At 65.8% G+C, this 26,994-nt stretch carries 23 protein-coding genes and 1 tRNA gene; 17 read left to right on the forward strand and 7 right to left on the reverse strand.

What is annotated here, in order from left to right:
• Positions 1-22: 22 nt before the first annotated feature.
• From ARC20_RS08895 to ARC20_RS08905, 3 genes are read right to left on the reverse strand one after another with little or no spacing between them, the layout of a single operon-like run.
• Positions 23-1,096 (reverse strand): DUF2272 domain-containing protein, encoded by a 1,074-nt coding sequence (locus tag ARC20_RS08895; RefSeq protein WP_057646427.1) that lies wholly within the window; start codon positions 1,094-1,096, stop codon positions 23-25.
• A gap of 45 nt (positions 1,097-1,141) precedes the next feature.
• Positions 1,142-2,035, reverse strand: a complete 894-nt coding sequence (gene nadC, locus ARC20_RS08900; protein WP_161809479.1) for a carboxylating nicotinate-nucleotide diphosphorylase — start codon at positions 2,033-2,035, stop codon at positions 1,142-1,144.
• Positions 2,036-2,305 carry a Trm112 family protein gene (locus ARC20_RS08905; RefSeq protein ID WP_057646429.1) on the reverse strand — a complete coding sequence of 90 codons (270 nt, stop codon included), beginning with the start codon at positions 2,303-2,305 and terminating at the stop codon, positions 2,036-2,038.
• A 67-nt stretch (positions 2,306-2,372) separates the two neighbouring features.
• Between ARC20_RS08905 and purE the strand changes: the two genes are divergently transcribed.
• Both purE and ARC20_RS08915 read left to right on the forward strand, forming a co-directional pair.
• Entirely contained in the window at positions 2,373-2,876 is a 504-nt protein-coding gene (purE, locus tag ARC20_RS08910; RefSeq protein ID WP_057646430.1) for a 5-(carboxyamino)imidazole ribonucleotide mutase, read from the forward strand.
• Entirely contained in the window at positions 2,873-4,024 is a 1,152-nt protein-coding gene (locus tag ARC20_RS08915) for a 5-(carboxyamino)imidazole ribonucleotide synthase (RefSeq protein ID WP_057646431.1), read from the forward strand. The genes purE and ARC20_RS08915 overlap by 4 nt, the downstream gene beginning before the upstream one ends.
• A gap of 27 nt (positions 4,025-4,051) precedes the next feature.
• Here ARC20_RS08915 and ARC20_RS08920 read toward each other — a convergent pair whose 3' ends face one another.
• Positions 4,052-4,630, reverse strand: a complete 579-nt coding sequence (locus ARC20_RS08920; protein ID WP_057646432.1) for a superoxide dismutase — start codon at positions 4,628-4,630, stop codon at positions 4,052-4,054.
• Between the two features lie 108 nt (positions 4,631-4,738).
• Here ARC20_RS08920 and grxD point away from each other — a divergent pair, with 108 nt between their 5' ends.
• From grxD to ARC20_RS08980, 12 genes are all read left to right on the forward strand, one after another.
• Positions 4,739-5,059 (forward strand): Grx4 family monothiol glutaredoxin, encoded by a 321-nt coding sequence (gene grxD / locus ARC20_RS08925; protein ID WP_057646433.1) that lies wholly within the window; start codon positions 4,739-4,741, stop codon positions 5,057-5,059.
• Positions 5,056-5,808, forward strand: a complete 753-nt coding sequence (locus ARC20_RS08930) for an SDR family NAD(P)-dependent oxidoreductase (RefSeq protein WP_057646434.1) — start codon at positions 5,056-5,058, stop codon at positions 5,806-5,808. Before grxD ends, ARC20_RS08930 begins: the two co-directional genes overlap by 4 nt.
• Before the next feature lie 146 nt (positions 5,809-5,954).
• A complete protein-coding gene (locus tag ARC20_RS08935; RefSeq protein ID WP_057646435.1) occupies positions 5,955-6,554 on the forward strand; it encodes a YhgN family NAAT transporter in 600 nt (199 codons plus the stop codon).
• A 321-nt stretch (positions 6,555-6,875) separates the two neighbouring features.
• A complete protein-coding gene (locus ARC20_RS08940) occupies positions 6,876-10,082 on the forward strand; it encodes a TonB-dependent receptor (RefSeq protein ID WP_484600323.1) in 3,207 nt (1,068 codons plus the stop codon).
• A 106-nt stretch (positions 10,083-10,188) separates the two neighbouring features.
• Positions 10,189-11,577 (forward strand): nucleotide 5'-monophosphate nucleosidase PpnN, encoded by a 1,389-nt coding sequence (gene ppnN, locus ARC20_RS08945; protein ID WP_057646437.1) that lies wholly within the window; start codon positions 10,189-10,191, stop codon positions 11,575-11,577.
• 149 nt (positions 11,578-11,726) lie between these two features.
• Positions 11,727-12,242 carry a pilus assembly FimT family protein gene (locus ARC20_RS08950; RefSeq protein WP_057646438.1) on the forward strand — a complete coding sequence of 172 codons (516 nt, stop codon included), beginning with the start codon at positions 11,727-11,729 and terminating at the stop codon, positions 12,240-12,242.
• Complete coding sequence (gene pilV, locus ARC20_RS08955) at positions 12,239-12,712, forward strand: type IV pilus modification protein PilV (protein WP_057646439.1); 474 nt, start codon at positions 12,239-12,241, stop codon at positions 12,710-12,712. The genes ARC20_RS08950 and pilV overlap by 4 nt, the downstream gene beginning before the upstream one ends.
• On the forward strand, positions 12,709-13,974 hold the full coding sequence (locus ARC20_RS08960) for a PilW family protein (protein WP_237642545.1): 1,266 nt from the start codon (positions 12,709-12,711) through the stop codon (positions 13,972-13,974). Before pilV ends, ARC20_RS08960 begins: the two co-directional genes overlap by 4 nt.
• 6 nt (positions 13,975-13,980) lie before the next feature.
• Complete coding sequence (locus ARC20_RS08965) at positions 13,981-14,469, forward strand: pilus assembly PilX family protein (RefSeq protein WP_057646440.1); 489 nt, start codon at positions 13,981-13,983, stop codon at positions 14,467-14,469.
• Positions 14,470-14,472: 3 nt separating this feature from the next.
• The gene (locus tag ARC20_RS08970) at positions 14,473-19,527 is read left to right on the forward strand and encodes a PilC/PilY family type IV pilus protein (RefSeq protein ID WP_057646441.1); all 5,055 of its coding nucleotides are present in this window, start codon (positions 14,473-14,475) and stop codon (positions 19,525-19,527) included.
• Positions 19,528-19,544: 17 nt separating this feature from the next.
• A complete protein-coding gene (locus ARC20_RS08975; RefSeq protein ID WP_057646442.1) occupies positions 19,545-19,967 on the forward strand; it encodes a type IV pilin protein in 423 nt (140 codons plus the stop codon).
• A 75-nt stretch (positions 19,968-20,042) separates the two neighbouring features.
• Positions 20,043-20,119, forward strand: a tRNA-Asn gene (locus ARC20_RS08980).
• Positions 20,120-20,186: 67 nt separating this feature from the next.
• Here ARC20_RS08980 and ARC20_RS08985 read toward each other — a convergent pair.
• Positions 20,187-21,047 carry a tyrosine-type recombinase/integrase gene (locus tag ARC20_RS08985; RefSeq protein ID WP_237642546.1) on the reverse strand — a complete coding sequence of 287 codons (861 nt, stop codon included), beginning with the start codon at positions 21,045-21,047 and terminating at the stop codon, positions 20,187-20,189.
• Between the two features lie 128 nt (positions 21,048-21,175).
• Here ARC20_RS08985 and ARC20_RS17950 point away from each other — a divergent pair, with 128 nt between their 5' ends.
• Positions 21,176-21,343 (forward strand): Com family DNA-binding transcriptional regulator, encoded by a 168-nt coding sequence (locus ARC20_RS17950; RefSeq protein ID WP_108143386.1) that lies wholly within the window; start codon positions 21,176-21,178, stop codon positions 21,341-21,343.
• A complete protein-coding gene (locus ARC20_RS08990; protein WP_057646444.1) occupies positions 21,340-22,053 on the forward strand; it encodes a DNA-methyltransferase in 714 nt (237 codons plus the stop codon). Before ARC20_RS17950 ends, ARC20_RS08990 begins: the two co-directional genes overlap by 4 nt.
• Positions 22,054-22,088: 35 nt before the next feature.
• On the opposite strand, the gene ARC20_RS08995 is transcribed toward ARC20_RS08990, so the two are convergent.
• The gene (locus ARC20_RS08995) at positions 22,089-24,470 is read right to left on the reverse strand and encodes an arylsulfatase (RefSeq protein WP_057646466.1); all 2,382 of its coding nucleotides are present in this window, start codon (positions 24,468-24,470) and stop codon (positions 22,089-22,091) included.
• Between the two features lie 584 nt (positions 24,471-25,054).
• On the reverse strand, positions 25,055-25,564 hold the full coding sequence (locus tag ARC20_RS09000; RefSeq protein ID WP_057646445.1) for a YciE/YciF ferroxidase family protein: 510 nt from the start codon (positions 25,562-25,564) through the stop codon (positions 25,055-25,057).
• Between the two features lie 289 nt (positions 25,565-25,853).
• On the opposite strand from ARC20_RS09000, the gene ARC20_RS18520 reads away from it, so the two are divergent.
• Positions 25,854-26,000: a hypothetical protein gene (locus ARC20_RS18520; RefSeq protein WP_161809478.1), complete on the forward strand. Its 147-nt coding sequence runs from the start codon at positions 25,854-25,856 to the stop codon at positions 25,998-26,000.
• Positions 26,001-26,994 lie beyond the last annotated feature (994 nt).

Raw genomic sequence — 26,994 nt, forward strand, 5'->3', positions numbered from 1 at the left:
TCAGGCGGGCTGCGCGCATGCTTTACAGCGGTTTGATGGGCTTGTCTGGCTCGACGGGTGTCGCCGGTACCGGTTGCTGCACCGGACGCGGTGGCACCACGCGCGGGAAGCCCGGGGGCATCGGGGTTTGTGTCGGGGTGGTCGGTGTCACTGTCGGCAGCGCCTGGGGCGGGGGCGCTATCAGGCGCGCGGTGGGCCGCAGTTTCAGCAGCGCGGCCCAGTCGCGGCGGTTGAGGTCGCACTGGGACTCGCGCGCCGGCGAGCAATCCAGCGCGACGCCCACGCCATCCTCGCTGCCATCGCCCGTCGCCAAGGGCTTGGGCAACACCAGCCGGCCCGTGCGGTCGAGTGGCAGCTTGCGCATCATCACCGTGTTGAACACGTTGCCGCCGATCAGGTACAGCGTGCGATCCCCGCCCACGTTCGCCGCGATCACGATGTCGCAATGCGAGGGCCAACCCACGGCGCCCGTGCGCGACAGCGCCGCGCTCAGGCCGGCAAAGCCCACCACGTCGTCGCGCCCGCGCAGCAGGCACAGCAGGTCGCCCGGCTCGGGCTTGGAGTTCTCCGGGTCGGTGAACGTGTAGGCGTCGCCATCCTGCGCGCGGTAGGCGGCGCGGATGTAGTCCAGGTGCCGCGCCGAGGCGTGGAAGCCCGCCACGCCGGCACGCGCCATCACCCAGGAGACGAACGCGGCGGACCACGGCGTGTCGATCAGGAATGCGCGGCAATCCACTTCGCTCCAGCGCGAGCCATCCGGGGCCATGCAGCTGCGCGCGCCGGGGCGGTCGGCCACCGATTGCAGCAAGCCGCTATCGCGCCAATACGAAGCGACCCGCATCCATGCCGACATGCCGCCGTAGGAGAGCTCGCCGCGCTCGGCTTCGGTGAGGCTGAGGCTGGCGACGCGGCCCTGCGTATCGATGAACGGCTGGTTCCAGGCGCGATGTTCGTTGCAGGCCGTGCGCACGATGGACATCGCGGCCGCGCTCAAGCCGTAACGCGGCGGCAGGTCGCAGATCTCCGCCGCCGCCGCATGGCCACAGGCCAGCAACAACAGCGCGAGAGAGCAGCGGATGAGGGCGTGGAATTTCATCGGCAGGCATGCGGCGAGGACAACCGCACACTGCCAGAGCGCCGTTCAGGCGATGTGATGAGGTGGCGGGCCGAGCTTGAGCGACAGGTCGATCGCGTGGACGTGCTTGGTCAACGCGCCGATGGAGATGCAGTCCACGCCGTCTTCGGCGATCGCGCGCAGGCCGTCCAGGCCCACGCTGCCCGAAACTTCCAGCGGAATACGTTGCGCCGCCGGCACACCGTGGGCGATGCGCACGGCTTCGCGACGCAGCGCCGGTTCGAAATCGTCGATGAGGATGCGTTCGCAGCCGGCGGCCATGGCTTCGCGCAGCTGGTCCAGGTCCTCGACCTCCACGACGAGCGGCAGCGTCGGCTGCTGCCGGCGTGCCTCGGCCACCGCCGCGGTGATGGAGCCCGCCGCGCGCACGTGGTTCTCCTTGAGCATCACCGTGTCGAACAGGCCGATGCGGTGGTTCTCGCCGCCGCCGCAGCGCACGGCGTACTTCTGCGCCAGCCGCAGGCCGGGCAGGGTCTTGCGGGTATCGAGGATGCGCGCCCCGGTGCCGGCGACGGCTTCCACGTGCCGCGCGGTGGTGGTCGCGGTGCCGGAAAGCGTCTGCAGGAAATTCAGCGAGGTGCGTTCGGCACTCACCAGTGTGCGGCTGCGGCCGGCCAGCGTGGCCAGCACGGTGCCGGCGGAGACGCGGTCACCTTCGGAGATGCGCCAGTCGATCCGCACCTCCGGATCCAGCGCGCGGTGGCAGGCATCGAACCACGGGCGGCCGGCGATCACCGCGTCCTGTTTGCACAGCAGGTAGGCGATGTCGTCCGTATCGGGCAGCAGCGCGGCGGTGACGTCGCCACTGCCCATGTCCTCGGCCAGGGCGCGGGCGACATCGGCCTCGATCTGCGCCTGCGACAGCCAGGCCGGCAGGACGGGCACGGCGACGGACACGATTCAGCGCGCGGGGAAGTCGGCGACCTGGCTGCTGTCGATGGCCTCTTCGGCCAGCAGCACGGGGATGCCGTCCTCGACGCGGAACACCTGCTTGCGGTCGCGGCTGACCAGCGCCTCGCGCAGCGGCTGGGCGAGCGTGCTGCCATCGGCCTTGCGCACGGTGCCGGCGGCGATGGCCCGGTTCAACGCCTCCAGCCCGGCGGAGTCCAGCAGCGAAAGCGGCTGGCGGGTGTCGGGCGAGCAGAGCAGGTCGAGCAGTTTGCGGTCCATGGCCAGGTTCGGTTCTTCGTCTTGCGTGGAAGGCGGCTAGAATACGTCTTTAAGGCAGGGTAGGGCCATGACCTCCAAGCAAACCGCGCCGCTGGTCGGCATCGTGATGGGCTCGCGCTCGGACTGGGAAACCATGCAGCACGCGGCCCAGAAGCTCGACGCGCTGGGCGTTCCGTATGAAGTGAAGGTGGTCTCGGCGCATCGCACGCCGGACGTGCTGTTCCAGTACGCCGAACAGGCCGCCACGCGCGGGCTGCGCGCGATCGTCGCGGGCGCCGGTGGCGCGGCGCACCTGCCGGGCATGCTCGCCGCCAAGACCGCCGTGCCGGTGCTGGGCGTGCCGGTGCAGTCCAAGGCGCTCAACGGCATGGATTCGCTGCTCTCCATCGTGCAGATGCCCGCCGGCATTCCCGTGGCGACCTTCGCCATCGGCAACGCGGGCGCGGCCAATGCCGCGCTGTTCGCCGCGGCGATGCTGGCGCCGGAGCAGCCGGGCATCGGCGAAGCGCTGGCCGCGTTCCGCCAGCGCCAGACCGACGACGTGATGGCCAAGGACGATCCGCGCCAATGACCACGGTGGGTATCCTCGGCGGCGGCCAGCTCGCCCGCATGATGATCCTGGCCGGTGCGCCGCTCGGCCTGCGCTTCCAGTTGCTGGATCCTTCGGCCGAATCCTGCGCCGGGCAGTTGGCCCCGCTGCAGGTCGGTGCGTTCGATGATCGCGCCGCGCTGGCGCGCTTCGTCGAAGGCGTGGACGTGGTGACCTTCGATTTCGAGAACGTGCCGGCCGACAGCACGCAGTGGCTGCTCGACCACGCGCCGGTGTTCCCCGGCCCGCAGGCGCTGGCCGTGGCGCAGGACCGGCTGAGCGAGAAGACGCTGTTCCGCGAGCTCGGCATTCCCGTGCCGGATTTCGCCGCCGTCTCCGACCGCGCCGGGCTGGACGAGGCGCTGGCGCGCATCGGCACGCCGTGCATCCTCAAGACCCGCCGCCTCGGTTACGACGGCAAGGGTCAGTTCCGCATCAAGTCGCCCGCCGATGCCGACGCCGCGTGGGAAGCGCTCGGCGCGCAGGCGGGGACGGTCGGCCTGATCGTCGAGGCCTTCGTGCCGTTCCAGCGCGAAGTCAGCGTGGTGGCCGTGCGGGGCCGCGATGGCGAATTCCGCGCGTGGCCGCTCACCGAGAACTGGCACGTCGATGGCGTGCTTTCCGCCAGCCTGGCGCCGGCGCGCGTCGATGCCGCGCTGCAGGCGACGGCTTCCGCTTACGCGCAGCGGCTCGCCGAGCGGCTGGATTACGTGGGCGTGTTCGCGCTGGAGCTGTTCTGCCGCGATGGCGAACTGCTGGCCAACGAGATGGCGCCGCGCGTGCACAACTCCGGCCACTGGACGATCGAAGGCGCCGAGACGTCGCAATTCGAGAACCACCTGCGCGCGGTGCTCGGCCTGCCGCTGGGCGAGACCACGATGCGTGGCCACGCCTGCATGCTCAACTGGCTCGGCGAGATGCCGGATGCGACCGCCTTCCTGTCGGTGCCGGGCGGTCATTGGCACGACTACGGCAAGACGTCGCGTGCGGGTCGCAAGGTCGGCCACGCCACGTTGCGGGCCGACACCGAGGTGGCGCTGGCGCAGGCGCTGTCCCGCGCGGGCCAGGTGCTGGGGCGTTTGGGCCAGGTCGCGCCGGTGGTGGCGCGGCTGGAAGAGGGCGGCGCGTAAGGGGCGGGTGCACGCCCCACGCGGCGATCAACGCAGCCGCGACGCCACGAAATCCCAGTTCACCAGCTTCCAGAACGCTTCCAGGTACTGAGCGCGGCCGTTGCGGTAGTCGATGTAGTAGGCGTGTTCCCACACGTCGCAGGCCAGCAGCGGCGTGTCATCGCCGGTCAGCGGCGTGGAGGCGTTGGTCGTGCTCACCACGGCCAACTGCCCGTCCGCGCGCTGCACCAGCCACACCCAGCCCGAGCCGAAGGTCGCCAGTGCCAGGCGGTCGAACTCGCCGCGGAAGTGCGCGAAATCGCCGAACGCCTGCACGATCTTCTCGCCCAGCTTGCCGCCAGGCTCGCCGCCGCCACGCGGCCGCAGGCATTGCCAGTAGAACTCGTGGTTCCACACCTGCGCGGCCTGGTTGAACAGCTGGCCCTGCGCGCGGCGCACGATGTCCTCCAGCATCAGCTCGGCGAATTCGGTGCCGGCGATCAGCTCGTTGAGCCGGTCGACATAGGCGCGCTGGTGCTTGCCGTGGTGGTAATCCAGGGTTTCCGCCGACAGGTGCGGCGCGAGCGCGGCACGGTCGTAGGGCAGGGGCGTGAGTTCGATCGGCATGGGCGAGGGAGGGGGCCACGAGGGTCGCGGCCGTGCTTACAATGACGGACCAGGGGGCAGTCTATCCGACCAGGAGGTCGACGCTGCCGCCGCTACAGGAGAATCCCCATGCCGGTGATGGAACGCATCCAGGCGGAAGTCGAAGGGCATCCGATCGTGTTGTTCATGAAGGGAACCCCGCAGTTCCCCATGTGCGGCTTTTCCAGCCGCGCCGTGCAGGCGCTGCTCGCCGCCGGCGCCGAACACCTGCATACGGTCAACGTGCTTGAGGAGCCGGAGATCCGCGCCAACCTGCCGCGCTATTCCAACTGGCCGACCTTCCCGCAGCTGTTCATCCATGGCGAACTGATCGGCGGCTGCGACATCACCCTGGAGCTGTTCGAATCCGGCGAGCTCAAGCGCATCGTTGCCGAGGCCTACGCCTCGTGAGTGCCGGCGAGGTGGCCGCCGCGACGGGCGTGCTCGAAGGTCGCGTCGTGCTGGTGAGCGGTGCCGCCGGTGGGTTGGGCGCCGCCGCCGCGCAGGCCGCCGCCGAGGCGGGGGCCACGGTCATCCTGCTGGGGCGCAAGCCCGCGAAACTCGAGCGCCTGTACGACCGCCTCGCGAAGGTGGGTCCGGAGCCGCTGATCTATCCGCTGGACCTCGTCGGCGCCACGCCCGAGGACTACGCCACGCTCGCGCAGCGCATCCAGGAAGAACTCGGGCGCCTCGACGGCGTGCTGCATTGCGCCGCCGACTTCCCCGGCCTGACGCCGCTGGAACTGTCCGACCCGGCCGTGCTGGCGCGCGTGCTGCACGTCAACCTCACCGCGCGCGCGTGGCTCTCGCAGGCCTGCCTGCCGCTGCTGCGCCAGCGCGAAGACGCCGCGTTGGTGTTCGTGGTCGACGACCTCGCGCGCGTGGGCGCGGCCTACTGGGGTGGCTACGGCGCGGCACAGCACGCGCAGCGTGGCCTGCTGGCCAGCCTGCATGGCGAAACCGCCGCCGGCCCGGTGCGGGTGTCGGCGTTGCAGCCGGGGCCGATGCGTACCGCGTTGCGCGCGCGTGCCTATACCCACCAGGAAGACCGCGAGGCGGTGGACGCTTCGCGCTATGCCGGCGCCTGCATCACCTTGCTTTCAGCCGCAGGCGCTTCGCACCGCGGAGAGGTCTGGTCGGCGCCGCCGCAATCGGCCTAGCCGAATGCCGCCCGGCGCGGGACAATAGCCGCCTCCAGGCGCCGCACCGGCGCATGCCTGCCGGCACCCCATGCCGGCTTTCGCGTCTTTAGCGTGTCGGCCGGCGAACACCCGTCGCCGCTCGCGCGTCTCTCCAGAGTCCCCCGATGACCATCCTCTCCGCCGCCCTGCTGCTGTTCCTGATCCTCGATCCGCTGGGCAACATTCCGGTCTTCCTCAGCGTGCTCAAGCCGCTGCCGGCCCGTCGCCAGCGCGTCGTGCTGGCGCGCGAGCTGCTGATCGCCCTGTTCGTGCTGATGGCCTTCCTGTGGGGCGGCAAGTACGCGCTGGAGCTGATGCACCTGCGGCAGGAGTCGGTGTCCATCGCCGGCGGCATCGTGCTGTTCCTGATCGGCATCCGCATGATCTTCCCGCGCCCGGAGGGGTTGATGGGCGAGATCCCGGACGGCGAGCCCTTCATCGTGCCGCTGGCCATCCCGCTGGTGGCCGGCCCCTCGGGCATGGCGGCGGTGATGCTGATGGGCAGCGGCGAGCCGCACCGCCTGCCGGATTTCAGCCTGGCCCTGCTGATTGCCTGGGGCGCGACCTCGGCCATCCTGTTCTCGGCCACGCTGCTCTACAAGCTGCTCGGCCACCGCGCGCTGTCCGCGCTGGAGCGCCTGATGGGCATGCTGCTGGTGGCCATCTCCGTGCAGATGTTCCTGGACGGCATCGGCACCTATCTCAAGCTGCCCACCACCATCTGACGGCGGCGCCCCTGCCCGCTGTACACGGGGTGTGAGGAAGCGTTGACGGTGGCCTTGCAACGCCCGCCATGCTGCGGGTGCACATAAGTGCCTGTTTTGGCGCAAGTCTTTGTGTTGCAAGCGTTTCCATCCGTGGCGAAGAACGCATTCCCGGTCATGCAGCGGTCACATTTCGCGACTAACGTGTTAACCTGTTGTTAACCGTTACGGCCGAAACCAGACCGTCCGGTAGGGAACCCCAGATCACATCAGCGCATTGCCGGGAACGGTGGTGGCTGAGTCGTTTTTATCGCATCCGTCAACGCATCGAGGCTACCGCCCATGACCCACCCCCGTCAGTTCCGCATGTCCAAGCTCACGCTTGGCCTCGTGGCCGCCCTGGCCGCCGCTCCCGTCTTCGCGCAGAGCACCTCCGCCGGCGTCGGCGGCGTGGTCACCACCACCGCCGGCCAGCCGGTTTCCGGTGCCGAAGTGACCATCACCCACGTCGAATCGGGCACGGTCAGCCGCGCCACCACGGACGAAGCGGGTCGTTACACCGCGCGCGGCCTGCGCGTCGGTGGTCCGTACAGCATCACCATCACCAAGTCGGGTGAGGGCACCAAGACCGAAGACGGCATCTACCTGGGCGTCAACCAGACCGCGAGCGTCAACGCCGCGCTGACCGGTGACCTGACCACCCTGGAAACCGTCAACGCCGTCGCCGTGGCCGGTGGCTCGGAAGTGTTCAGCGCGACCAAGACCGGTTCGGGCACGCAGGTCAGCCAGGAAACCATCCAGGCCCTGCCGTCGATCAACGGCAACATCCAGGACTACATGCGCCTCGACCCGCGCGTCGCGTTCGTCGACCGCGCCTCGGGCACCATCTCGGCCGGCGGCCTGAACCCGCGCTACAACTCGGTCAGCATCGACGGCGTCGCCGCCAGCGACACGTTCGGCCTGGAAGGCAACAACATGGCGACCCGTCGCCAGCCGGTGTCGATGGAGGCCATCGAAGCCCTCGACATCAACCTGTCCAACTACGACGTCAGCATCGCCAGCGCCGCCGGCGCCACCGTCAACGCGGTGACCAAGTCCGGTACCAACGAGTTCCACGGCTCGGTGTACGGCAGCTACCGCGACGGCGACTGGTTCGGTGACAACCCGGACGGCACCCCGTTCAACGGTTTCACCAAGGAAAAGACCTACGGCATGACCCTGGGTGGTCCGGTCGTCAAGGACAAGCTGTTCTTCTTCGCCAACTACGAGAAGTTCGAGCAGGCCGCCCCGGGCGCCGACCTGGCCAGCACCGCTTACGGCAAGACCAATGCGGTCATCAATGATGACTTCATCGCGCAAGCGCAGCAGATCGCCCAGAACAACTGGGGCATCGACCCGGGCACCCTGAGCAGCAACGGCAACACCGACCTGGAAGAGTACGCGCTGAAGCTGGACTGGAACATCAACGACCAGCACCGCGCCAGCATCCGCTACAGCAAGCTCGACCAGAGCAAGCTGCGCATCAACGGCATGACCAGCAGCTCGGTCTCGCTGAGCTCGTACTGGTACCAGCACGAGAAGTCGATCGAGAGCTACGTCGGCCAGCTGTTCTCCGACTGGACCGACAACTTCTCGACCGAGTTCAAGGTGTCCTACCGTGACTACTCGGCCATCCGCGTCACCCCGACCACCGCGCCGAGCATCCAGATCCAGTCGGGCACCGATTCGCTGTACCTTGGTACCGAGCTGAGCTCGCAGAACAACATCCTGACGACCAAGACCTGGAACTACTACGGTGCCGGTACCTGGACGCTGGGCGACCACGACCTGAAGTTCGGCGTGGACTACAGCACCAACGAGATCTACAACTACTTCGCCCAGAACGGCTGGGGCAGCTACATCTTCCAGGGCCTGGACAACTTCGCCGCCGGCATCTGGTCCAGCTACCGCCTGGCCGCCGAGACCTCGCCCGGTTCGATCCCGGCCGACTACAAGTACAACAGCCTCGGCCTGTTCGTGCAGGACACCTGGTACGTCAACAGCAACCTGACCCTGACCCTGGGCCTGCGCGCCGACCGTCCGGACACCAGCCCGTCGCCGACCTACAACGCGCCCGCCTCGAACACCTTCGGCTACAACAACAGCGAAATCTTCAACGGCGATTTCCTGTTCCAGCCGCGCGTGGGCTTCAACTACAACTTCGACACCGAGCGCCCGATGCAGCTGCGCGGTGGCGTGGGCCTGTTCCAGGGTGATTCGCCGCAGGTGTGGATCGGCAACAGCTACTCCAACACCGGCCTGAACTACACCTCGTACAACCAGACCAACACCAGCACCACTACCACGCCTGTGCCGTTCTCGCCGGATGGCCTGAACCAGCCGATCCCGACCGTGCCGGGTTCGGCGTTGCAGAGCGTCAACTTCGTCGGCCACGACTTCAAGCAGCCGTCGCTGTGGAAGGCGAACCTGGGCATCGACAGCGAGCTGCCGTGGTACGGCATCGTCGCGTCGGCCGAAGTGCTGTACACCAAGGTCAAGGACGGCCTGTACTACCAGGCGCTGAACCTGGGCCCGGGCTACACCGGTCCGGACGGCCGCACCCTGTACTGGAACCCGAGCAAGGTCAGCTGGACCTCGTCGGAAACCGGCAGCAACTCGGCCGCCAGCCGCTACGGCCGTTATTCTAAGTACGACTCCGTCTACCTGATCGACAACACCGACAAGGGCAAGACCTCGCAGTTCACCGTCTCGCTGACCAAGCCGTTCTCGGAAGGCAGCGACTGGTCCTGGACCCTGGGCTACACCTACACCCACGCCACCGAAGTCGGCCCGCTGACCAGCTCCACCGCCAGCTCGGGCTGGGCGTACCAGTACGCCTTCGACGTGAACTCGAACACCGAGAACACCTCGCGCTACGAGATCAAGGATCGCATCAGCGGTTCGCTGGACTGGAAGCACAAGTTCTTCGGTGACTACGAAACCCGCGTGGGCCTGGTGTATGAAGGCCGCAGCGGTCGTCCGTTCAGCTACGTCTACGCCAACGACTTCAATGGCGACGGCCGTACCTACAACGACCTGTTCTACGTTCCGAATGGCGACGTGCTGTTCGGCAGCGTGAACACCGCTGGCCAGTTCACCCCGGATGCCACCATGGCCGCCAACTTCAATGCGTGGCTCGCCGCGCATCCGGAAGTGGCGAAGTACGCCGGCAGCTACGCCCCGGCCAATGCGTTCCGCACCGGCTTCGTGAACACCTTCGACGTGCGCATCAGCCAGGAGCTCCCGGGCTTCTACAAGGGCCACAAGTCGGAGATCTGGCTGGACATCCAGAACGTGGGCAACCTGATCAACAAGGATTGGGGCCACATCGTGGACTACGGCTTCTACGCCGACGCATCGGTGGCACGCCTGGCCGGCATCTACAACGGCCAGTACGTGTACAACTACACCGGCACCAGCCAGCCGACCGCCGCCAACTCGGATGCCGACGGCTTTAACGTCGGTGTGTCGCAGTGGTCGCTGCAGGTGGGCTTCCGCTACCAGTTCTGATTCGTCAGAACCTGAGTGGCACAAGAAACGGCCGGGGCAACCCGGCCGTTTTCTTTTGTCGGGGGGACTGGGTTACAGTCCCGCGGCTGCATAGAAGGAGTAGCTCATGGAACAAGGCAACAAGGCGGCGACGGCGCTGCCGGTGGTGGACGCGCGGATCTACCCGCGCGGCGGTCTGGACGTCCTTTCCCGCGCCGAAGTGGCGCGCCTGCGCGACGCGTCCGCCGGCGGCATGCACGAACTGCTGCGCCGCTGCGCGCTGGCCGTGCTGACCAGCGGCAGCGCCTCGGACGACCCGCGCGCCGCGCGCGACCTCTACCCGGATTTCGACATCCAGGTCACCCAGCAGGACCGCGGCGTGCGCATCGACCTCAACAAGGCGCCGGCCATGGCCTTCGTCGACGGCGAGATCATCCGCGGCGTGGCCGAGCTGCTGTTCGCGGTGGTCCGCGACCTGGCCTACATGGCCATCGAACTCGGCCCGCAGTACGCCGCCGACCTGGAGTCGGGCGAGGGCATCACCAACGCGGTGTTCGGCCTGCTGCGCAACGCGCGCATCTTGCATCCGTCCGACCCCAACCTGGTGGTGTGCTGGGGCGGCCATTCGATCTCGCGCGACGAATACCTCTACACCAAGCAGGTCGGCTACGAGCTGGGCCTGCGCGGGCTGGACATCTGCACCGGCTGCGGCCCGGGCGCGATGAAGGGCCCGATGAAGGGCGCGACCATCGCCCATGCCAAGCAGCGCCGCACCAACACGCGCTATATCGGCGTCACCGAGCCGGGCATCATCGCCGCCGAGTCGCCGAACCCGATCGTCAACCACCTGGTCATCATGCCGGACATCGAGAAGCGCCTGGAGGCCTTCGTCCGCATCGGCCACGGCATCATCGTGTTCCCCGGCGGCGTCGGCACGGCGGAGGAAATCCTCTACCTGCTCGGCATCCTGCTGCGCGAGGAGAACGCCCACCTGCCGCTGCCGCTGATCCTCACCGGCCCGACCATCGCCGCGCCGTACTTCGAGCAGATCGACCGCTTCATCCGCCTCACCCTGGGCGACGCGGCGGCCTCGCGCTACGAGATCATCGTCGGCGATCCGGTCGAGGTGGCGCGGCGCATGACTCGCGGCATCAAGCAGGTGCGCGAATACCGCATCGCCCAGCGCGACTCGTTCTACTTCAACTGGTCGATCACCATTCCCGAGGAATACCAGCGTCCGTTCGTGCCCACGCACGAGGCGATGGCCAGCCTGGACCTGCACCAGGGCCGTCCGGCGCCGGCGCTGGCGGCCGACCTGCGCCGCGCGTTCTCCGGCATCGTGGCCGGCAACGTCAAGGAAGAAAGCATGCAGCGGATCGAGGCGAACGGGCCGTTCGAGATCCACGGCGATGCGGAAATGATGCAGGCGCTGGACGCGCTGCTGCGGGCGTTCGTCGAGCAGCGCCGCATGAAGATCGCCGGGGACTACAAGCCCTGCTACCGGGTCGTGACCTGACCGGGACGCCGGCCTGCGGGGCCGGCCGGGGAGGGCGGGCGTCAAAGCCTTGACGCCCGTCCGCCCGAACCGACCGTTCATCCCGCCCGCGCTTGCCCCCGGCGGTCCCGGCGGGCACGCTGGGCACCTACACGCTGGGGAGCGTATGTATGCCGTGCCGTAGCAGTCGTGGCTTCACACTGGTGGAACTGATGGTGACCATCGCCGTGCTGGCGATCCTGGTCGCGATCGCGTTCCCGAGCTTCGAAGCCTCCATGCGTTCCAATCGCGTGGCCACCAGCAACAATGCGCTGCTGACAGCGCTCTCCATGGCCCGCAGCGAGGCGGTGCGCAATACCCGCGGTGGCGGCGTCTGCGCCAGTACCGATGGCAACGGCTGCAACGGCGAGTGGAGCAATGGCTGGATGGCCTTCGCCGACAACAACGGCAATGGTGAGTTCGACGATGGCGACACCGTCATCAACTTCACCCAGCTCAACGCCAAGATGCAGGCCGAAGCCGAGGGCGACGACGTGATCGCCTTCAACTCGCGCGGCATGCGGATCGCCGGTGGCGACCAGATCATCACGCTGCGCCCCGTCGAGTGCGGCGGCCAGGAAATGCAGCGCACCATCAGTGTGGCCCCCACGGGCACCGTGCGCGTCCAGAAGGGAGCATGCCAATGAGCCGCCGCCTGAGTTTCCGCCCGCGTGCGAGCGCGGCGGGTTTCACCCTGATCGAAGTGATGATCGCCGTGCTGGTGATGGGCGTGGGCCTGCTGGCCTTCGCGCTGCTGCAGACGATGAACGTGCGTTTCACCAAGAGCGCCCAGCAGCGCACCGTGGCCACCAACCTGGCCTACGAGATCATCGACATCATGCGCAGCCAGCGCAGCCGTGGCTCCTACTTCAACGGCATCAGCTACGACGGCTTCGACGGCTACACCGGCCCCTGCGACCGCGACCAGGACATGGGCCCGACCGCCAGCATCGAGCGCTGGAAGTGCGAGGTGGCCACCTCGCTGCCGGAAGGCCAGGCACAGGTGCAGTTGCAGGCGGATGGCACGGTGGACGTGACCGTGCGTTGGGGGGATTCCAGTTGGGAAACCGACGTCAACAAGGCCGTGACCGCGTTCAGCGTGAGGAGCCGGATATGAGTTTCGCCGTACCCCGCGCGACGATGCGTGGTTTCCGCCGGCAGGCGGGTCTGACGCTGATCGAAATGATGATCGCGATGGTGATCGGCCTGGTGCTGATGCTCGGGTTGGTCCAGGTGTTCGGGGCTTCCCGCCAGGCCTACCAGCTCTCGCAGGGCATCGCCCGCAACCAGGAAAACGGTCGCTTCGCGATGGACTTCCTGTCGCGCGACCTGCGCATGGCCGGCCACACCGGTTGCGTCAACGACCAGCAGCTGTTGACCGCCAATGCGGCGGGCTTTCCGATTGGCGGCAACATCCGTTCGCTGTTCCTCAACGAGGCCGACCGCAACAGCAACACGGTCGCCAATATTCCTTTCCCGCTGCGTTTCGACGTCGCGATCCAGGGCTTTGATGCGGCGGGCACCGAGCCGGGCGATACGGTCACCCTGAGCACGACGCCCGCGGCCGGCGCTGCCGCCGACTGGTCGCCGGCGCTGCCGGATACGCTGGCCAACCTGGCGCATACGCCGATCCGCGGCAGCGACGTGGTCGTGCTGCGTTACTTCTCGCCGGAAGAAACCAAGATCCAGGGCTATACCCCCGGCGGCACGCCGGCAGTCACTTACCCGGACGAAGGCGCCGCGGGCAGCACCCGCGTGGCCACCGGCGGCCATGGCTTGTATGCCGTCGCCGATTGTGGCGGCGCGACCGTGTTCCAGGCCACTGCGGTGCCGGGCAATACCGGCATGAACGTGGAGCAGAGTGGTCTGAACCTGAGTTCCCTGGCGTTCGTCGGCACATACGATGGTGCTCCGGCCTACAGTGCGGGCCAGGCGTCGCTGTTCCGTGCCGAGTCGGTGGCCTACTACGTCGCGCTCAATGCCGACAACGTGCCTTCGCTGTATCGCGCCCACTGGGAAGCCGCGCCGAACGGCACGCTCACCGCGGTCGAAGACGAGATGGTAGAGGGCGTCGAATCCCTGCAGCTGCTGTATGGCCAGGATTCGGCCGCGCTGACCTCCATGCCCAGCGGCTACATCAACGAGAGCTTCTCGGCGGCCGACATCGGCGGCGCGAACAACGCCGCGCGCTGGCGCCGCATCGGTTCGGTGCAGCTCGGCGTGGTAGTGCGTGGCGGCAGCGAACGCGCCGCCTCCGAGCAGGCGGATGCCGGCGAGATGAGCGTGCTGGCGGTGTCGATCAATCCGCCGGCCGACGGCCACTACCGCTCCGTATACGAAACCACGGTTGCGCTGCGCAACCGCCTGTTCGGGAACTGACGCATCATGAACAAGCGCAAATTCCAGTCGATGCGCCTGGGCGCCGGCCACCAGCAAGGTGCCGTGCTGTACGTGGCCCTGATCATGCTGATCCTGCTGGCGCTGATCGGCGTGGTCGGCATGCAGGTGGCCAGCATGCAGGAACGCATGTCGGCCAATTACCTGGCTTCCAACCAGGCGTTCCAGCAGGCCGAACTCAAGGTGCGCGAGCGCGAGGCGGCCATCACCAGCGGTGGCGAATACGACTACGAAGAATGCAACGTGCCGTTCGAGCCGGTGGAGTGGGCGAACGAAGTGGGCGCCGATGTCGGTTCCGAGGTGCGCACGCGCAACGTCAGCATCTGCAACCGCCAGTGCAGTGCCGGCGCCGGCGTCGATATCTCCGAGCAGCCCTGCAACATGTTCCGCACCACCGCGTTCAGCCGCAACCTCCCCGATGACGCCGCCGCTTCTTCCTCGCTGGCCGCGGTCGACACCATCTTCATCAGGCCCTGATCGATGAAACAGAATCTCTTCAAGTACGGCTTGCCGCTGGTCGCGATCGCCGCGCTGGGTTCACTGGTCTACAAGGGCGTTACCGCGCCGGGCCCGCTGAACATCGCCGACGCGCCGCTGTTCACCCGCGTGGCGCTGCCGCCGCTGAACATGCTGGTCATGGGCCGCGACCACAAGCTCTACTACGAGGCGTACAACGACGCCTCGGACCTGGACAACGATGGCGCGCTGGACGTCGGCTACAAGCCGGACCAGATCTCTTCCTATTACGGCTATTACAACTCCAAGGTCTGCTACACCACCGATGGCAGCAAGTTCGTGCCGCAGTCGGCGGCCGGCGGTACCAACGGCAAGCAGTGCGATGGCGCCACCTGGAGCGGCGACTTCCTCAACTATGTCACCACCTCGCGCATGGACGCCCTGCGCAAGGTGCTGTTCGGCGGCTACCGCGAGGTCGATAGCGCCACCCAGACCATCCTGCGCGCTTCCTATACCCCGCAGGACGCCCACAGCTGGGGCAAGCAGTACACCTCGGTGGCGGTGGACGGCTACGACATCACCAAATACACGCCCCTCAGCGCGCCGGGCACCGGCCGCAACCATCTGTTCGCGATAACCACGCTCAGCGACAACGGCATCCCGCAGATGCGCGTGTTGCGCAACACCACCTTCAAGATCTGGAACTGGGTGTCGATCGAGCGCCCGGTGGCGGGTGATGACTGCTTCACCGCGACCAATAGCCGCGTGAACTGCGTGAGCGGTTCCGGTTCGGCCACCGGCTGGCAAGTGGTGCCGGCGGCGAGCCTCTCCAACTTGAATATCACGACGTGGAAGCGCTCCGGCAATACGCCGGGTAGCAACGCGGACATGACCACGTTCTTCAACGGCAACAACAACAACAACCGTTGCGGCACGGGCACCAACATCACCCAGATCTACGCCACGGGCGCGAACAACAACCCGTTCGTGCCGGGCAGCAATAGCTGTACCCATGATACCTACAACACGCTGATCACCGGCACGATCTACGCCTCGACCGCCGGCGACTACAGCTTCGCCGTGAACGGCGACGACGCGATTGACCTGTACATCGACGGCCGCTTGGTGGTGGGCTGGTACGGCGATCACGGTGGTGACGCGTCCGATGGCGGCCTGACCAGCCACTCCGGCACGGTCAACCTGAGCCAGGGCAACCACACCGTGCAGGTCCGCCACCGTGAGAACGGCGGCGACGACTACTGGCAGCTGTACTGGAAGACGCCGAACTCCGGCGGTTCGGTCAGCATGACCAATTACCCGCTGCGCGTGGAAGCCTGCCCGCCGGGCGCCGGCAAGGCCACGCTGCGCGAGGACAACTGCAAGGTCTACTCGAACAACACCTCCTACAAGCCGACCGGCATCCTGCACGAGTACGGCGAAAGCAACCGCATGTTCTTCGGCCTGCTCACCGGCTCGTACCAGAAGAACACCACCGGCGGCGTGCTGCATTCGAACATGTCGAGCTTCTCGCGCGAGCTGAGCCCGACCACCGGCCAGTTCTGCCTCAACAGCAATTGCGGCAGCGGCAACGACGTGAAGGGCATCGTGCATACGATCAGCACCTTCCGCATGCTCGACTTCAACTACAACGGCTACCAGTACGGCTGCGGCTGGATCACCACCCGCCCGGTGAACGAGGGCGAGTGCTGGATGTGGGGCAACCCCGTCGCTGAGATGATGTACGAGACGCTGCGCTACTTCGGTGGCGCCACGCAGCCGCGCTCGGAGTACGACATCAACAACAGTTCGCAGGACATTGCCACGCTGGCGCTGTCCAAGCCGAGCTGGAAGCCGCCGTACACCTCCGTGGCCAATGGCGGTGGCGGCTACCCGGCCTGCTCGCAGCCGACCATGACGGTGCTGAGCGACATCAACCCGTCCTACGACTACAAGGTGCCGGGTTCGCACTGGGGCTCCTTCAGTGGCAGTGGTGATCCGACGTCGCTCAATGGCCTGAACGTGTCCACCGAAGCCGACGCCATCTGGGCGGCGGAAGGTGGCGGCACGCGCAAGGTGTTCATCGGTGAATCCAACGGCGTCGTCGACAACGCGCCCACGCCGAAGGACGTCAACAACATGTCGACGATCCGTGGCCTGGCGCCGGAAGAGCCGTCCAAACAGGGTACTTATTACTCCGCTTCGGTCGCGCGCTTCGGTGCCAACCACAAGATCGGTGGCGACAAGTTCGTGCGCACCTATTCGGTGGCCCTGGCCTCGCCGCTGCCGAAGTTCGACTTCCCGGTCGGCAATGGCCGCGTGACCCTGGTGCCGTTCGCCAAGTCGGTGCGTGGCAGCTCGATCGACGCCAGTGGCAACTTCCAGCCGACCGACCAGATCGTCGACTTCTACGTCGCCAAGGTGGCCAATACCGGCACCCACGACCAGGACGCCTCGGTCAACGGCGGTCGCCCGTACGCGGAATTCCGCATCAACTACGAAGACGTGGAGCAGGGCGCGGACCATGACATGGACGCCATCGCGCTCTATACGCTCGAGGTGACGGCGACCAATGAGCTGAAGGTCACGCTGAAGTCCGAGTACGCCGCGGGCGGCATCGACCAGCACATGGGCTACATCATCTCCGGTACCACCGACGATGGCGTGTACCTGGAAATCTGTGACCTGGCCGACGGCCGCACCAACGACGGCAACCGCAGCAGCTGCGCCGGCCAGCAGGCGTACAAGCTCAACACGCCGCCGAACCGCTCGCCGGGTTACTGCAATACGGCCTCGATGCCGAGCGACTGCACCGGCTTGCCGCCGACCGCCGTGCGCACCTTCAGCGTGGGCACCACCGCCGGTGCGACCCTGCTGAAGGATCCGCTGTGGTATGCCGCCAAGTACGGCAACGACCAGGGCGTGACCGTGGATGCCGACGGCGACCCGACCAACTACTTCCTGGTCACCAACCCGCTGTACCTGCGCGAGCAGCTGACCAAGGCGTTCGACGCCATCGGCACATCGTCCGGCTTCAGCGGTTCGACCGCGGTGGTGGGCGCGCGCGTCAACGCCAGCTCGTTCCTGGTGGTGCCGTCGTATGCCAGCCTCAACGACGGCAAGGACTGGGTGGGTGATGTCACTGCCTACTCGGTGTCTTCGAGCGGCGGCTTCGGCACCAAGCTATGGTCGGTGGCCGGGCGCCTGCCCACCACGTCCACGGCGGTGAATGATCGCAAGGTCTACACGGCCATCGCCGACGTCAACGCGGCCAACCGTGACGACAACGTGCGTGAGTTCCGTGCCACGGAGCTGGCGGTCGATCCGGACCACACCAGCAACGCCGAGATGTTCAACCGCCTGGGTTACACCGAGGGGGAGATCTCGGCCAACTTCGGCTCGGTCACCCCGAACCAGCTGGTGGCGTACCTGCGCGGCGATCGCTCGATGGAAGGCGCGGTGCTGAACTCCACGCCGTTCCGCACCCGCAGCAGCATCATGGGTGACATCATCAACTCCTCGCCGGTGGTCGCCACCAAGCGCGCCAACTATGGCTGGGCGGGCGCCAGCGGCTTGTCGCAGGACGCGCGTACGGCGTACACCGCCTTCGTCAAGGCCAAGTCCGGCACGGACGCGCGCGAGTACGTCTACGTGGGCGCCAACGACGGCATGCTGCACGCCTTCAACGACCAGGGCGACGAGCAGTTCGCCTATGTCCCGAACGGCGTGCTGGGCAACATGGCCTACCTGGCCAACCGCGCCTACCAGCACCGCTACTACGTGGACGGCAAGCTCACGCTGGGCGACGCGCTGGTCGACGGCAACTGGAAGACCGTGCTGGTCGGCGGCCTGGGCGCCGGCGGCCGCTCGGTGTACGGGCTGGACATCAGCAACCCGTCCGAGTTCGACGAAAGCAACGTGATGTGGGAAGTGACCTCCACTACGCAGCCGGACCTGGGCTACGTGATGGGCAAGCCGGTCGTGGTGCCGCTGCAGAACGGCCGCTGGGTCGCGCTGTTCGGCAACGGCTACAACAGCACCAATGGCCGCGCCGGCCTGTTCGTGGTGGACATCGCCACCGGCGCCGTGGTCAAGAAGATCATGGTGGACGACGGCATCGTCGGCAGCGAGACCGCCGCGGGCCTGTCCGAGCTGGGCTACAACGGCATGGGCAGCATCTCGGCCGTGGATACCAACTACGACGGCCTGGTGGACACCGTTTACGGTGGCGACCTGCACGGCAACATGTGGAAGTTCGACCTCAGCGCGGACGACGAGGCGAACTGGGGCACGTCCTACCAGGACGGCCTGGGCAACGCCAAGCCGCTGTTCATCGCGCGTGACCCGAGCGGCAACCGCCAGCCGATCACCGGCGGCATTGAAATCGCCGTGGGCCCGGGCACCGGCTACATGGTGTACTTCGGTACCGGCCGCTACTTCGCCGTGGGCGACAACGGGACCAAGGACGTCAGCAGCCTGTACGCGGTGTGGGACAACGGCACGGCCGTGGACAACTCGCGTGCGGCGCTGGTGCAGCAGACGCTGAGCGCCGGTTCGAATGGCGACCCGTCCACCCGCACGGGCAGCCGCAACTCGGTGAATTACTACACGCACCGTGGCTGGTACATGGACCTGATCGTCGGCACCGACGCGCAGGGCGAGCGCATGATTGCCCAGCCGCAGATTTCCGAAGGCAGCATCCTGTTCCCGACCTACACGCCTGGCGTGACCGCCGATTGCGATCCGGGCGGCCTGAACATGACCTACAAGCTGGCCTCGCTGACGGGCGCGCCGAACATGGGCACGGTGACACTTGAGCCCTCTGGCACGACGGTGGGCGGCGAGGACACCGTGGGCGTGGGTACCAAGGGTGACGCGCCGAACCAGAACGTGGGTTTGACGCACAACTCCACGCCGGACCAGGCGTTCTGCAACCCCGGCGATGACGACTGCACGTTGCCCGACGAGGACGGCGGCAGCGAGGCCCGCTGCACCGAGGTGATCCTGGACAGCCCCGACTCGACCAACACCCTGACCACCAACCGCGTGTGCGGCCGGCAATCCTGGCGACAGCTGCGATGACAACGAGGACTTCGAAGATGGACCTGGCTCGTATCCGTAACCGTCGCCGCGCAGCGGGCTTCACGCTGATCGAGCTGATGATCGTGGTGGCGATCATCGCGATCATCGCGGCGATCGCGTATCCCTCGTTCGCCGACCAGGTGCGCAAGTCGCGCCGGGGGCAGGCCAAGGCCGACCTGCTCGAGCTGGCGCAGCTGGCCGAGCGCTCGCGCACGGTGCACAACACTTACGCGGAGTTCGACCTGCCGTTCGCACAGTCGCCGCGCGAGGGTACGGCGCACTACACGATCCAGTGGGTCGGCGATCCGGATGCCTCCACGTTCGAGCTGGAGGCGGTGCCGCAGGGCAGCCAGGACAAGGATCCGTGCGGCACGATGAGCATCAACCAGGCGAACCAGAAGACGCCGTCGGCTGCCGACGTCACGCCCTCCTGCTGGTAACAAATCGTCTCGGAAAAGAAGTCGCGTTCGGGCGCTTGCATGCCTCCCGGAAATATCGTTACAATGCGCGCCCCCGCCCGAATAGCTCAGCCGGTTAGAGCACTTGACTGTTAATCAGGGGGTCGTTGGTTCGAGTCCAACTTCGGGCGCCAGAAATATCAAGGGCTTGCGGATCTTCCGCAGGCCCTTTTCTTTGTGGTGGGACAATTGGTGGGAAAATTAAGCTGTTTCAGGCGACTCCAAGGCGTCATCTGAGAAGGCGAGATCCTCGCCCTTGGGCAGCATCGGCGGCTGCACCACCTGCAGCTCGTGGTCGTATCGATCGGTCATCTGTGGTGTCACGTGGCCGGCCGCATCCTGCTTGTGCGCGCGCGTTCCACGCGTGTCGGTGATGCCGCGGTGCTTGAGCCCGTGCAGCGAGAACCGCTCGCTCTCCTCGATCACACCTTCCGCGATGGCGGTGGTGATCAGACGCTGCCATGCGGTCTTGAGAGTAGAGCGCGCCAGCGGCGTACCAGTCTGCGTTACCAGCAGCACTCGCTGCTCCGGTCGGAGAAGCAAAGGGCGCGCGTGCGCTTTGAGTCGCTCGGCGCGGTACTCGCGCAGCCACGTCCACGCCCAACGCAGTTCCTCGTTCCAGGCGGTGATGTTGTCGCGCGAGCCCTTGCGGCGCGAGCAACGCACACCTTCGCGCAGTGCATCGGCGTCGCTCAGGTCGGTCACCTCGATGCCGCGCAGGCGAGCGTTGTAGGCCAGAACCATGACGGCAGGCATGTAGGGCGGCACGGAACCTTTGCTGTGGAGTGGCAACGCTGCACGAGCCTTTGCGAACTCAAGCACGGCGAGGAAGGCATGCGGTTGCGGCATCTTGAACTGGGCACGCTCTCGTACGCTTCTAACGCCGCTGGCAGGGTTGGTTCGGCAATGGCCCATGCGGATGCCCCACGCGAATAGCCTGTGGAGATATCGCAGGACGTGGTTGGCCGTGGACGGGCGAGGGGGCAGGGCCGGCTGAATCATCCCGGCCTCGCGCCCCGTCGCTAGCGTCTCCACCAGTCGCTGCACCAGGGGCACAGACATGCGATCCACCTGCAGCTCGCCGAGCGTGCGGCCATCGCGCAGGATGAAGCCGCAGGCGATCGCCGCATGGTGGTCGTAATCGTCGCGAGAGCCCTTGGCTAACCCATTCCTCCTACGGCAAGACCACGATGCTGAAGAACCTGCGATGTGGCGAGTGCGCCCGGCTGCGGTGCAAGGCCGGCGCATTCGACCAGCTCCAGATCAAGTGCCCGCGCTGCGGCACGCTCAACCATGAAGGCCGGGAGCCTCACCTCAGATCGCCGCGAGCGATTCGACCACGAAGGCTCTCACCATGACCAACCAGCTATTGAAAGGCGACGCCCTGAAGATCCTGCCCACGTTCGACGCGGAATCGTTCGACGCGCTCATCACTGACCCGCCGTATGCCAGTGGCGGTGTCACCGCCGCTGCGCGCGCGCAAGCGCCTTTGAGGAAGTACGTTCAGGGTGGCGGCCCACACCTGCATGCGGACTTCGTTTGCGATGAGCGCGACCAGCGCGCCCACCTTCGCTGGATGCACCTGTGGCTGACCGAGTGCGCGCGCGTACTAAAGGATGGGGCGCCTGTACTGCTGTTCACCGACTGGCGGCAGCTCCCGCTCACCACCGACGCGCTGCAGCTGGCGGGCTTCACTTGGCGCGGTATCACGGTCTGGGATAAGACCGAAGGCGTACGGCCGCAGCTCGGTCGCTTCCGCAACCAGGCCGAGTACATCGTTTGGGGTAGCAAGGGCCACATGCCGCTGCAGCGCCGCGCGCCGGTGCTTCCGGGTGTCATCCGCGAGCCCGTGCGCAAGGCCGACAAGCACCACCTCACGGGCAAGCCGACCGCGCTGATGCGCCAGTTGGTACGGATCTGCGAGGCAGGCGGGAGGATCCTTGATCCATTCGCAGGCAGCGGCACGACGCTAGTGGCGGCTGCTGCCGAGGGATTCTGTTGTGCCGGTATTGAAATGACCGATCACTACGCGAAGGTCGCTCGCGCGAGAATGAGTCAGCGCAGTTGACAGATAGAGAGGGGGCGAAAGCCCCCTCTCGATGATCACTGTTTTGCCATTGCGGCGCGAAAGATGCTTGCCGGATCTATCATGTGCTCGTGACTATCTTGGCCGCCTTCCATCTCAATCCAGCGAATTGTGCCGGTAAATTTGCTATCACCGTCGACGTAGTCGTCGGTCACGGGCGACTGCGCATCACGACCAACCTCCGTGTACTCGTAACCGAAGCCTATGGATTCAGTGCGATCGAGGCGTCCGGTCCCAACCTGCTCGCCGTCGAGGTACAAGGTGATGGTTCCGCCCCTACCTAGCCCACCTCCGTCGTAAGCGAATTCCACCCGTACCTGATGTTCGCCCTCCGGAGTCGGTCGCTCTCCGCGCACGTGTGTCCAGTGAAGGCCAAACAGGTTGTAGCAAAAGGTGGGAACGCTCTCTTTGAGGTATAGAGACCACCCGCCTCCGTGTCCGCCGAGGTTGAGAATGACGCCGTTGGCGCCACCAGTGGGCACCTCAATGAGCGCGGTGAGCGACCATGAGCGATTGCGCCAATTGACCACGTGCTGCTCGACCATTCCCCCCATCCCAGGTAATAGTATTTGGCGGTCACCCACCAAGGTCGGCCTGCCAGCGACATCCGGCAACACCCGTTCGAAGCCTCGGTCGTCCAGCGGCAAGACGTTGTATTTACACGCCTCGATCAGGAACAGGCGTTGTAGTTCGCGCAGCTTCGCGGGAAGCTCCTTGGAGAGATCGTGTGCTTGCGTCCAATCGTTGTTACCGTCGTACAGCTCCCACTTGTCATCGTCGAGGGCAATGCCCGCGTCGCCCGTGGTTTCCCAAGGGGTGCGATGCTTGGTGACCGCCGACCAGCCTTGGTGGTAGATGCCGCGGTTGCACATCATCTCGAAGTACTGGGTGTCGTGACGCTCGGGCGCGTCTCCGTCGTCGAAGCTGTAGGTCATGGAGGTGCCTTCGAAAGGCTTCTGCATGACCCCGTTTACGAATGTCGGTGCCGGCAGGCCGGCGGCATCGAGCACCGTTTGGGCGACATCAATCACGTGGCAGAATTGGTGCCTCAACTCGCCTCTGGCGCTGATGCCGGCGGGCCAGTGCACGATCGTACCGTTGCGGGTGCCTCCCCAGTGCGATGCCACCTGTTTGGTCCACTGGTAAGGCGTGCACATGGCATGCGCCCAACCCACCGCATAATGTGGCGTCGATTCGGGGCCGCCGAGCTTGTCCAAGCGCGCATTGAAGTATTCGGGCGTCTCCAACTCACCCATGCCGCTGATGCTGATCAGCTCATTGAACGTGCCCTGTAGCGAACCCTCTGCCGAAGCGCCGTTGTCGCCGATGATCAGATAGATCAGGGTGTCATCCAAGAGTTCTAGCCTTTCCAGCTCGTCTATCAGCAGGCCGACGTGGTGATCGGTGTGCTCAAGGAAGCCTGCGTAGTTCTCCATCTGGCGGCGCAAGAAGGGCTTGAGCGCCTCATCCATTTCGTCCCAGGCCGGGATGCCCTCGCTACGCGGTGTGAGTTCGGCATCAGATGGAATGACGCCCAGTTCCTTTTGCCGTGCGAACGTGCGCTCGCGCTGGACGTCCCAACCCTCATCGAACTTGCCCCTGTACTTGTCCGCCCACTCCTTGGGGCAATGGTGCGGCGCATGTGTCGCGCCGGTGGCGAAGTACATGAAGAAGGGCTTGTCCGGGGCCAGCGCCCGCTGCTGGCCGATCCAGGTGATGGCACGCTGGGTGAGGTCCGGCGTTAAATGGTAGCCCTGCTCGGGAGTGCCCCACGGTTCCATCGGCGTGATGCCCTCACGCAGCGTCGGATACCACTGGTCAGTCTCGCCGCCAAAGAACCCGTAGAAGTATTCGAAGCCATTGCCAGGCGTCGGCCAACGGTCAAACGGCCCGACCGGGCTGGTCTCCCAGACCGGCACTTCGTGGCATTTGCCGATATGCGCCGTCGCGTAGCCGTTGAGCTTAAGCACCTCGGGCAGTGGCGCACAGGTGTTGGGCCGCATAGAGCTGTAACCGGGTGCAGAGGTAGCGAACTCGGTGATCGCGCCCATGCCCACGGTGTGATGATTGCGGCCGCCGATGAGCGCCGCGCGCGTCGGCGAGCACAGCGCGGTCGTGTGGAATCGGGTGTACTTCAATCCACCTGCAGCCAGACGTTCCGCGGTGGGCGTATGACAGGGGCCACCGAACGCGCTCGACGCCCCAAAGCCGACGTCGTCGAGTAGGACCACCAAAACGTTGGGCGCGCCTGAGGGCGGGCGGAGCGGCGTGATAGGCGGGAACTTGGCAGCCGGATCCCGTGCGTCATAGGTGGTCGGTCCAACGGGCGGGATGTCAGGGACAGGCAAGACGCTCCGTGCGACGTCGGTATTTTTGGGAAATGACTTCCGGTCATTCATGGGTTGCCTCCGCTGGCTCCAAGTCGCTTGAAGTCTGAAGTCCATGGGGGGGCGCCACCAACAGTGATCCTACTTAGGAACCCTCAGAGAAATTACCGTACCCCGGCGCGCGCAGTCGTCGCCCCGCCACGCCTGCGGTCTTCGTGCCCCCTTTTTTCTGCACCCCCGCGCCACCGGGCGAGGCGGCGCCGCTGCTGGCGATCGAGGTCCGCCGTCACGCCACCGCCGCCCTGCGGAACCCTGCCCCGCGACGCCCTGCAGACCTACCTCGACCACCTCGACGCGGCCGTCGACGGGCTGCTCGCTTGAGGGCGATCACTTCTTGGTCGCGTTCGCCGGCATGGCCGACGCGATATTCGATGAGGCGGCCATCCACGACGGCTGTTGGGTTCCGCGAGCGGGCGGGGTCGATGGCGGCGCGCTGTCGCCCCGCAGATGGCATCTTTATCTGGCAGTACGCCCTCTGGTATTTAGACAATGCAGGTCTGATGCCTGAAGGCGTGGCGCCGGTGCATAGAGGCTGAGTCAGACGAGCAGCTGCAGGGCGGCCCCCGAGGACCGTCCTGCATTCCCCTGTCCTAATATCACGCCGCTGCTCGGCTTGAAGCAGCCGCCTGCGCATTGCCACCGGACTTGGCGAGAAGGGTCAACTTTTCATCCGTCGACTTCTCTTCCTTCAGCGTGTCCAGCAGAAGGGGGAGAGCGTCCGTGTAGCCCAGCTGCTTGGCGAGCGCGGCCAAGGTGCCATACGCGGCGATTTCATAGTGCTCAACCTTCTGGGCACCGCCAATCAGGGCCGCGTCGCGCAGGGGGCCTTCTTCGATGGAGTCGATGATCTCCTTGCCTTCTTCCACGAGACCTTCCATTGCGGCGCATTTGATGCGCTTAAGGCGCACACCTAGCAGCTCCACGACTTGGTCAATTCGCTCTACCTGGCCTTGCGTCTCTTCGAGGTGCGTCTCGAAGGCCGTGCTGAGCTCGGGATTGCTTGACGCCCGCGCAAGCTTGGGCAAAGCCTTCGTCAGCTGCCTCTCAGCGCTGTAGATGTCCGAAAGCTCGTGAATGAAGAGGTCTTCGATGGTCTTGATCGCCATTGTGCTCTCACTCCAACATTTGTCTTGTGGAGGACCAACGTAGGCGTAGTCGTGTTAACGACATACCCCTTCGGCGTGATGTGCTTTGCGAGGTCTGTGAACTGTTCAAGCGATCTGAGCGGCCGCGCTACAATTCCCGCCAGCACTCTCCCGTAATGCGAGCTATTTGCTCGGGGAGGTGAGAACGTGAAGGGTGCGGCGGCAACCCCTTCCTCCGAGGGCTCACTCTGCGGTAACAGCAAAAGGCGCAGCGTGGGGTTGCGGTGATCTCACCGCCTAGGAGTAGATGATGTCCAGTAATGATCGCAATACGAAGCCGCAGGAGGGCGAAACTCGCCCCCAGAGTGATGTCGAGAAGCAGCGTCAGCAGCAGCAGGAGAATTCTCGTCCGGCTGAAGATAAGGAAGGCGATAAGCCGACCCAACGCAAGCCGTAACGCGCGCGTTTCTGACTGAAGAACGCGTTTCTGACTGAAGAAGCTGATGGCTGCAAAGGGAGGCTGCGCGGAAGCGCGGCCTTTTTTATGATCTGATTGAGGGCTTGAGATGTCCAGGCGCACGCAGGCTAGTGAGTTGATGGGGCTTGTTGTTCACCAGCTGCGACCGGCTGCGACCACAACCATGGCCTCCTGCAGCCGATGCGGACGCACTAGTCCCGGCGGACGGATCTGTGCTGACTGCTTGGGAGATGACTTGGGCAAGATGATCGGAAACAAGGGTGCGGCAATGCGCTGGCTGGAGTCCGTAAGGCGGGCTACCCAAGACGAGGGCACGGTACTTCTCTACGCAGCGAAAGAAGATGCCCTGAGAGGATGATCAAGTAAGCGTTGAATGGAGATCTGCGGATGAGCGGTCTAGGCGCGGCTATTGAAGACGCCAGCCGCGCAACCACTTGCTTAACCGGTAGGAACCCTTCGGCAACAACAATGTTCGCTGCTTGGATGGTACAAGCGACGCGCTCATTGAGAACGCATCCTCATGGGGGCGAAATGCCACATGGGCCAAGAACGTCGGGGCAATCCAGCGGAGGAAGAGAGCCGACTTGGATCGAAGCGCTGCATAGAGCGTTTTCATAAAGCCTCCGTCCGCATCAGGTGCGGTCCATTTGATCCGCCATTCGAAGGATCTCAGGGGTGAGGACGGGGAGCACGGCTGAGAAGCGCCCAACCTAGAGTCTACGCGCAAGCGCATCATGCGCTGATTCGGTGCGAGAGCGCTTTCCTTGAAGGGGCTGTTTATCTGGCGTTCCTTTGCTCGGGTCCCTCCGTCGCCCGTGAATCCAGCGCGCTGTATCGGGATGGCGTAGGGTGGTGAGGGCTGCAGAGAGTGAAGGCTTGACTTCAATGCATGAAGTGGAGTCATCGACTTGACCCGGTGCCCATTACCCAGCCCCGAGAAGGAGTGGGAAAAATGCCGATACGCGCCAACCCC

The organism is Stenotrophomonas panacihumi (genome assembly GCF_001431645.1).
In the GTDB taxonomy this organism is placed as follows: domain Bacteria; phylum Pseudomonadota; class Gammaproteobacteria; order Xanthomonadales; family Xanthomonadaceae; genus Stenotrophomonas_A; species Stenotrophomonas_A panacihumi.

Excerpts from the sequence above, each read along its gene's own strand:
- ARC20_RS08995 (WP_057646466.1), bottom strand. The coding sequence starts at position 24,470 with ATGAATGACCGGAAGTCATTTCCCAAAAATACCGACGTCGCACGGAGC.
- grxD (WP_057646433.1), top strand. The coding sequence starts at position 4,739 with ATGCCGGTGATGGAACGCATCCAGGCGGAAGTCGAAGGGCATCCGATC.
- ARC20_RS18520 (WP_161809478.1), top strand. The coding sequence starts at position 25,854 with ATGTCCAGTAATGATCGCAATACGAAGCCGCAGGAGGGCGAAACTCGC.
- ARC20_RS08895 (WP_057646427.1), bottom strand. The coding sequence starts at position 1,096 with ATGAAATTCCACGCCCTCATCCGCTGCTCTCTCGCGCTGTTGTTGCTG.
- ARC20_RS09000 (WP_057646445.1), bottom strand. The coding sequence starts at position 25,564 with ATGGCGATCAAGACCATCGAAGACCTCTTCATTCACGAGCTTTCGGAC.
- ARC20_RS08940 (WP_484600323.1), top strand. The coding sequence starts at position 6,876 with ATGACCCACCCCCGTCAGTTCCGCATGTCCAAGCTCACGCTTGGCCTC.
- ARC20_RS08970 (WP_057646441.1), top strand. The coding sequence starts at position 14,473 with ATGAAACAGAATCTCTTCAAGTACGGCTTGCCGCTGGTCGCGATCGCC.
- ARC20_RS08975 (WP_057646442.1), top strand. The coding sequence starts at position 19,545 with ATGGACCTGGCTCGTATCCGTAACCGTCGCCGCGCAGCGGGCTTCACG.
- pilV (WP_057646439.1), top strand. The coding sequence starts at position 12,239 with ATGAGCCGCCGCCTGAGTTTCCGCCCGCGTGCGAGCGCGGCGGGTTTC.
- ARC20_RS08935 (WP_057646435.1), top strand. The coding sequence starts at position 5,955 with ATGACCATCCTCTCCGCCGCCCTGCTGCTGTTCCTGATCCTCGATCCG.
- ARC20_RS08985 (WP_237642546.1), bottom strand. The coding sequence starts at position 21,047 with ATGTCTGTGCCCCTGGTGCAGCGACTGGTGGAGACGCTAGCGACGGGG.
- ARC20_RS08905 (WP_057646429.1), bottom strand. The coding sequence starts at position 2,305 with ATGGACCGCAAACTGCTCGACCTGCTCTGCTCGCCCGACACCCGCCAG.
- ARC20_RS08990 (WP_057646444.1), top strand. The coding sequence starts at position 21,340 with ATGACCAACCAGCTATTGAAAGGCGACGCCCTGAAGATCCTGCCCACG.
- purE (WP_057646430.1), top strand. The coding sequence starts at position 2,373 with ATGACCTCCAAGCAAACCGCGCCGCTGGTCGGCATCGTGATGGGCTCG.
- ARC20_RS08915 (WP_057646431.1), top strand. The coding sequence starts at position 2,873 with ATGACCACGGTGGGTATCCTCGGCGGCGGCCAGCTCGCCCGCATGATG.
- ARC20_RS08920 (WP_057646432.1), bottom strand. The coding sequence starts at position 4,630 with ATGCCGATCGAACTCACGCCCCTGCCCTACGACCGTGCCGCGCTCGCG.
- ARC20_RS17950 (WP_108143386.1), top strand. The coding sequence starts at position 21,176 with ATGCTGAAGAACCTGCGATGTGGCGAGTGCGCCCGGCTGCGGTGCAAG.
- ppnN (WP_057646437.1), top strand. The coding sequence starts at position 10,189 with ATGGAACAAGGCAACAAGGCGGCGACGGCGCTGCCGGTGGTGGACGCG.
- ARC20_RS08965 (WP_057646440.1), top strand. The coding sequence starts at position 13,981 with ATGAACAAGCGCAAATTCCAGTCGATGCGCCTGGGCGCCGGCCACCAG.
- ARC20_RS08960 (WP_237642545.1), top strand. The coding sequence starts at position 12,709 with ATGAGTTTCGCCGTACCCCGCGCGACGATGCGTGGTTTCCGCCGGCAG.
- ARC20_RS08950 (WP_057646438.1), top strand. The coding sequence starts at position 11,727 with ATGCCGTGCCGTAGCAGTCGTGGCTTCACACTGGTGGAACTGATGGTG.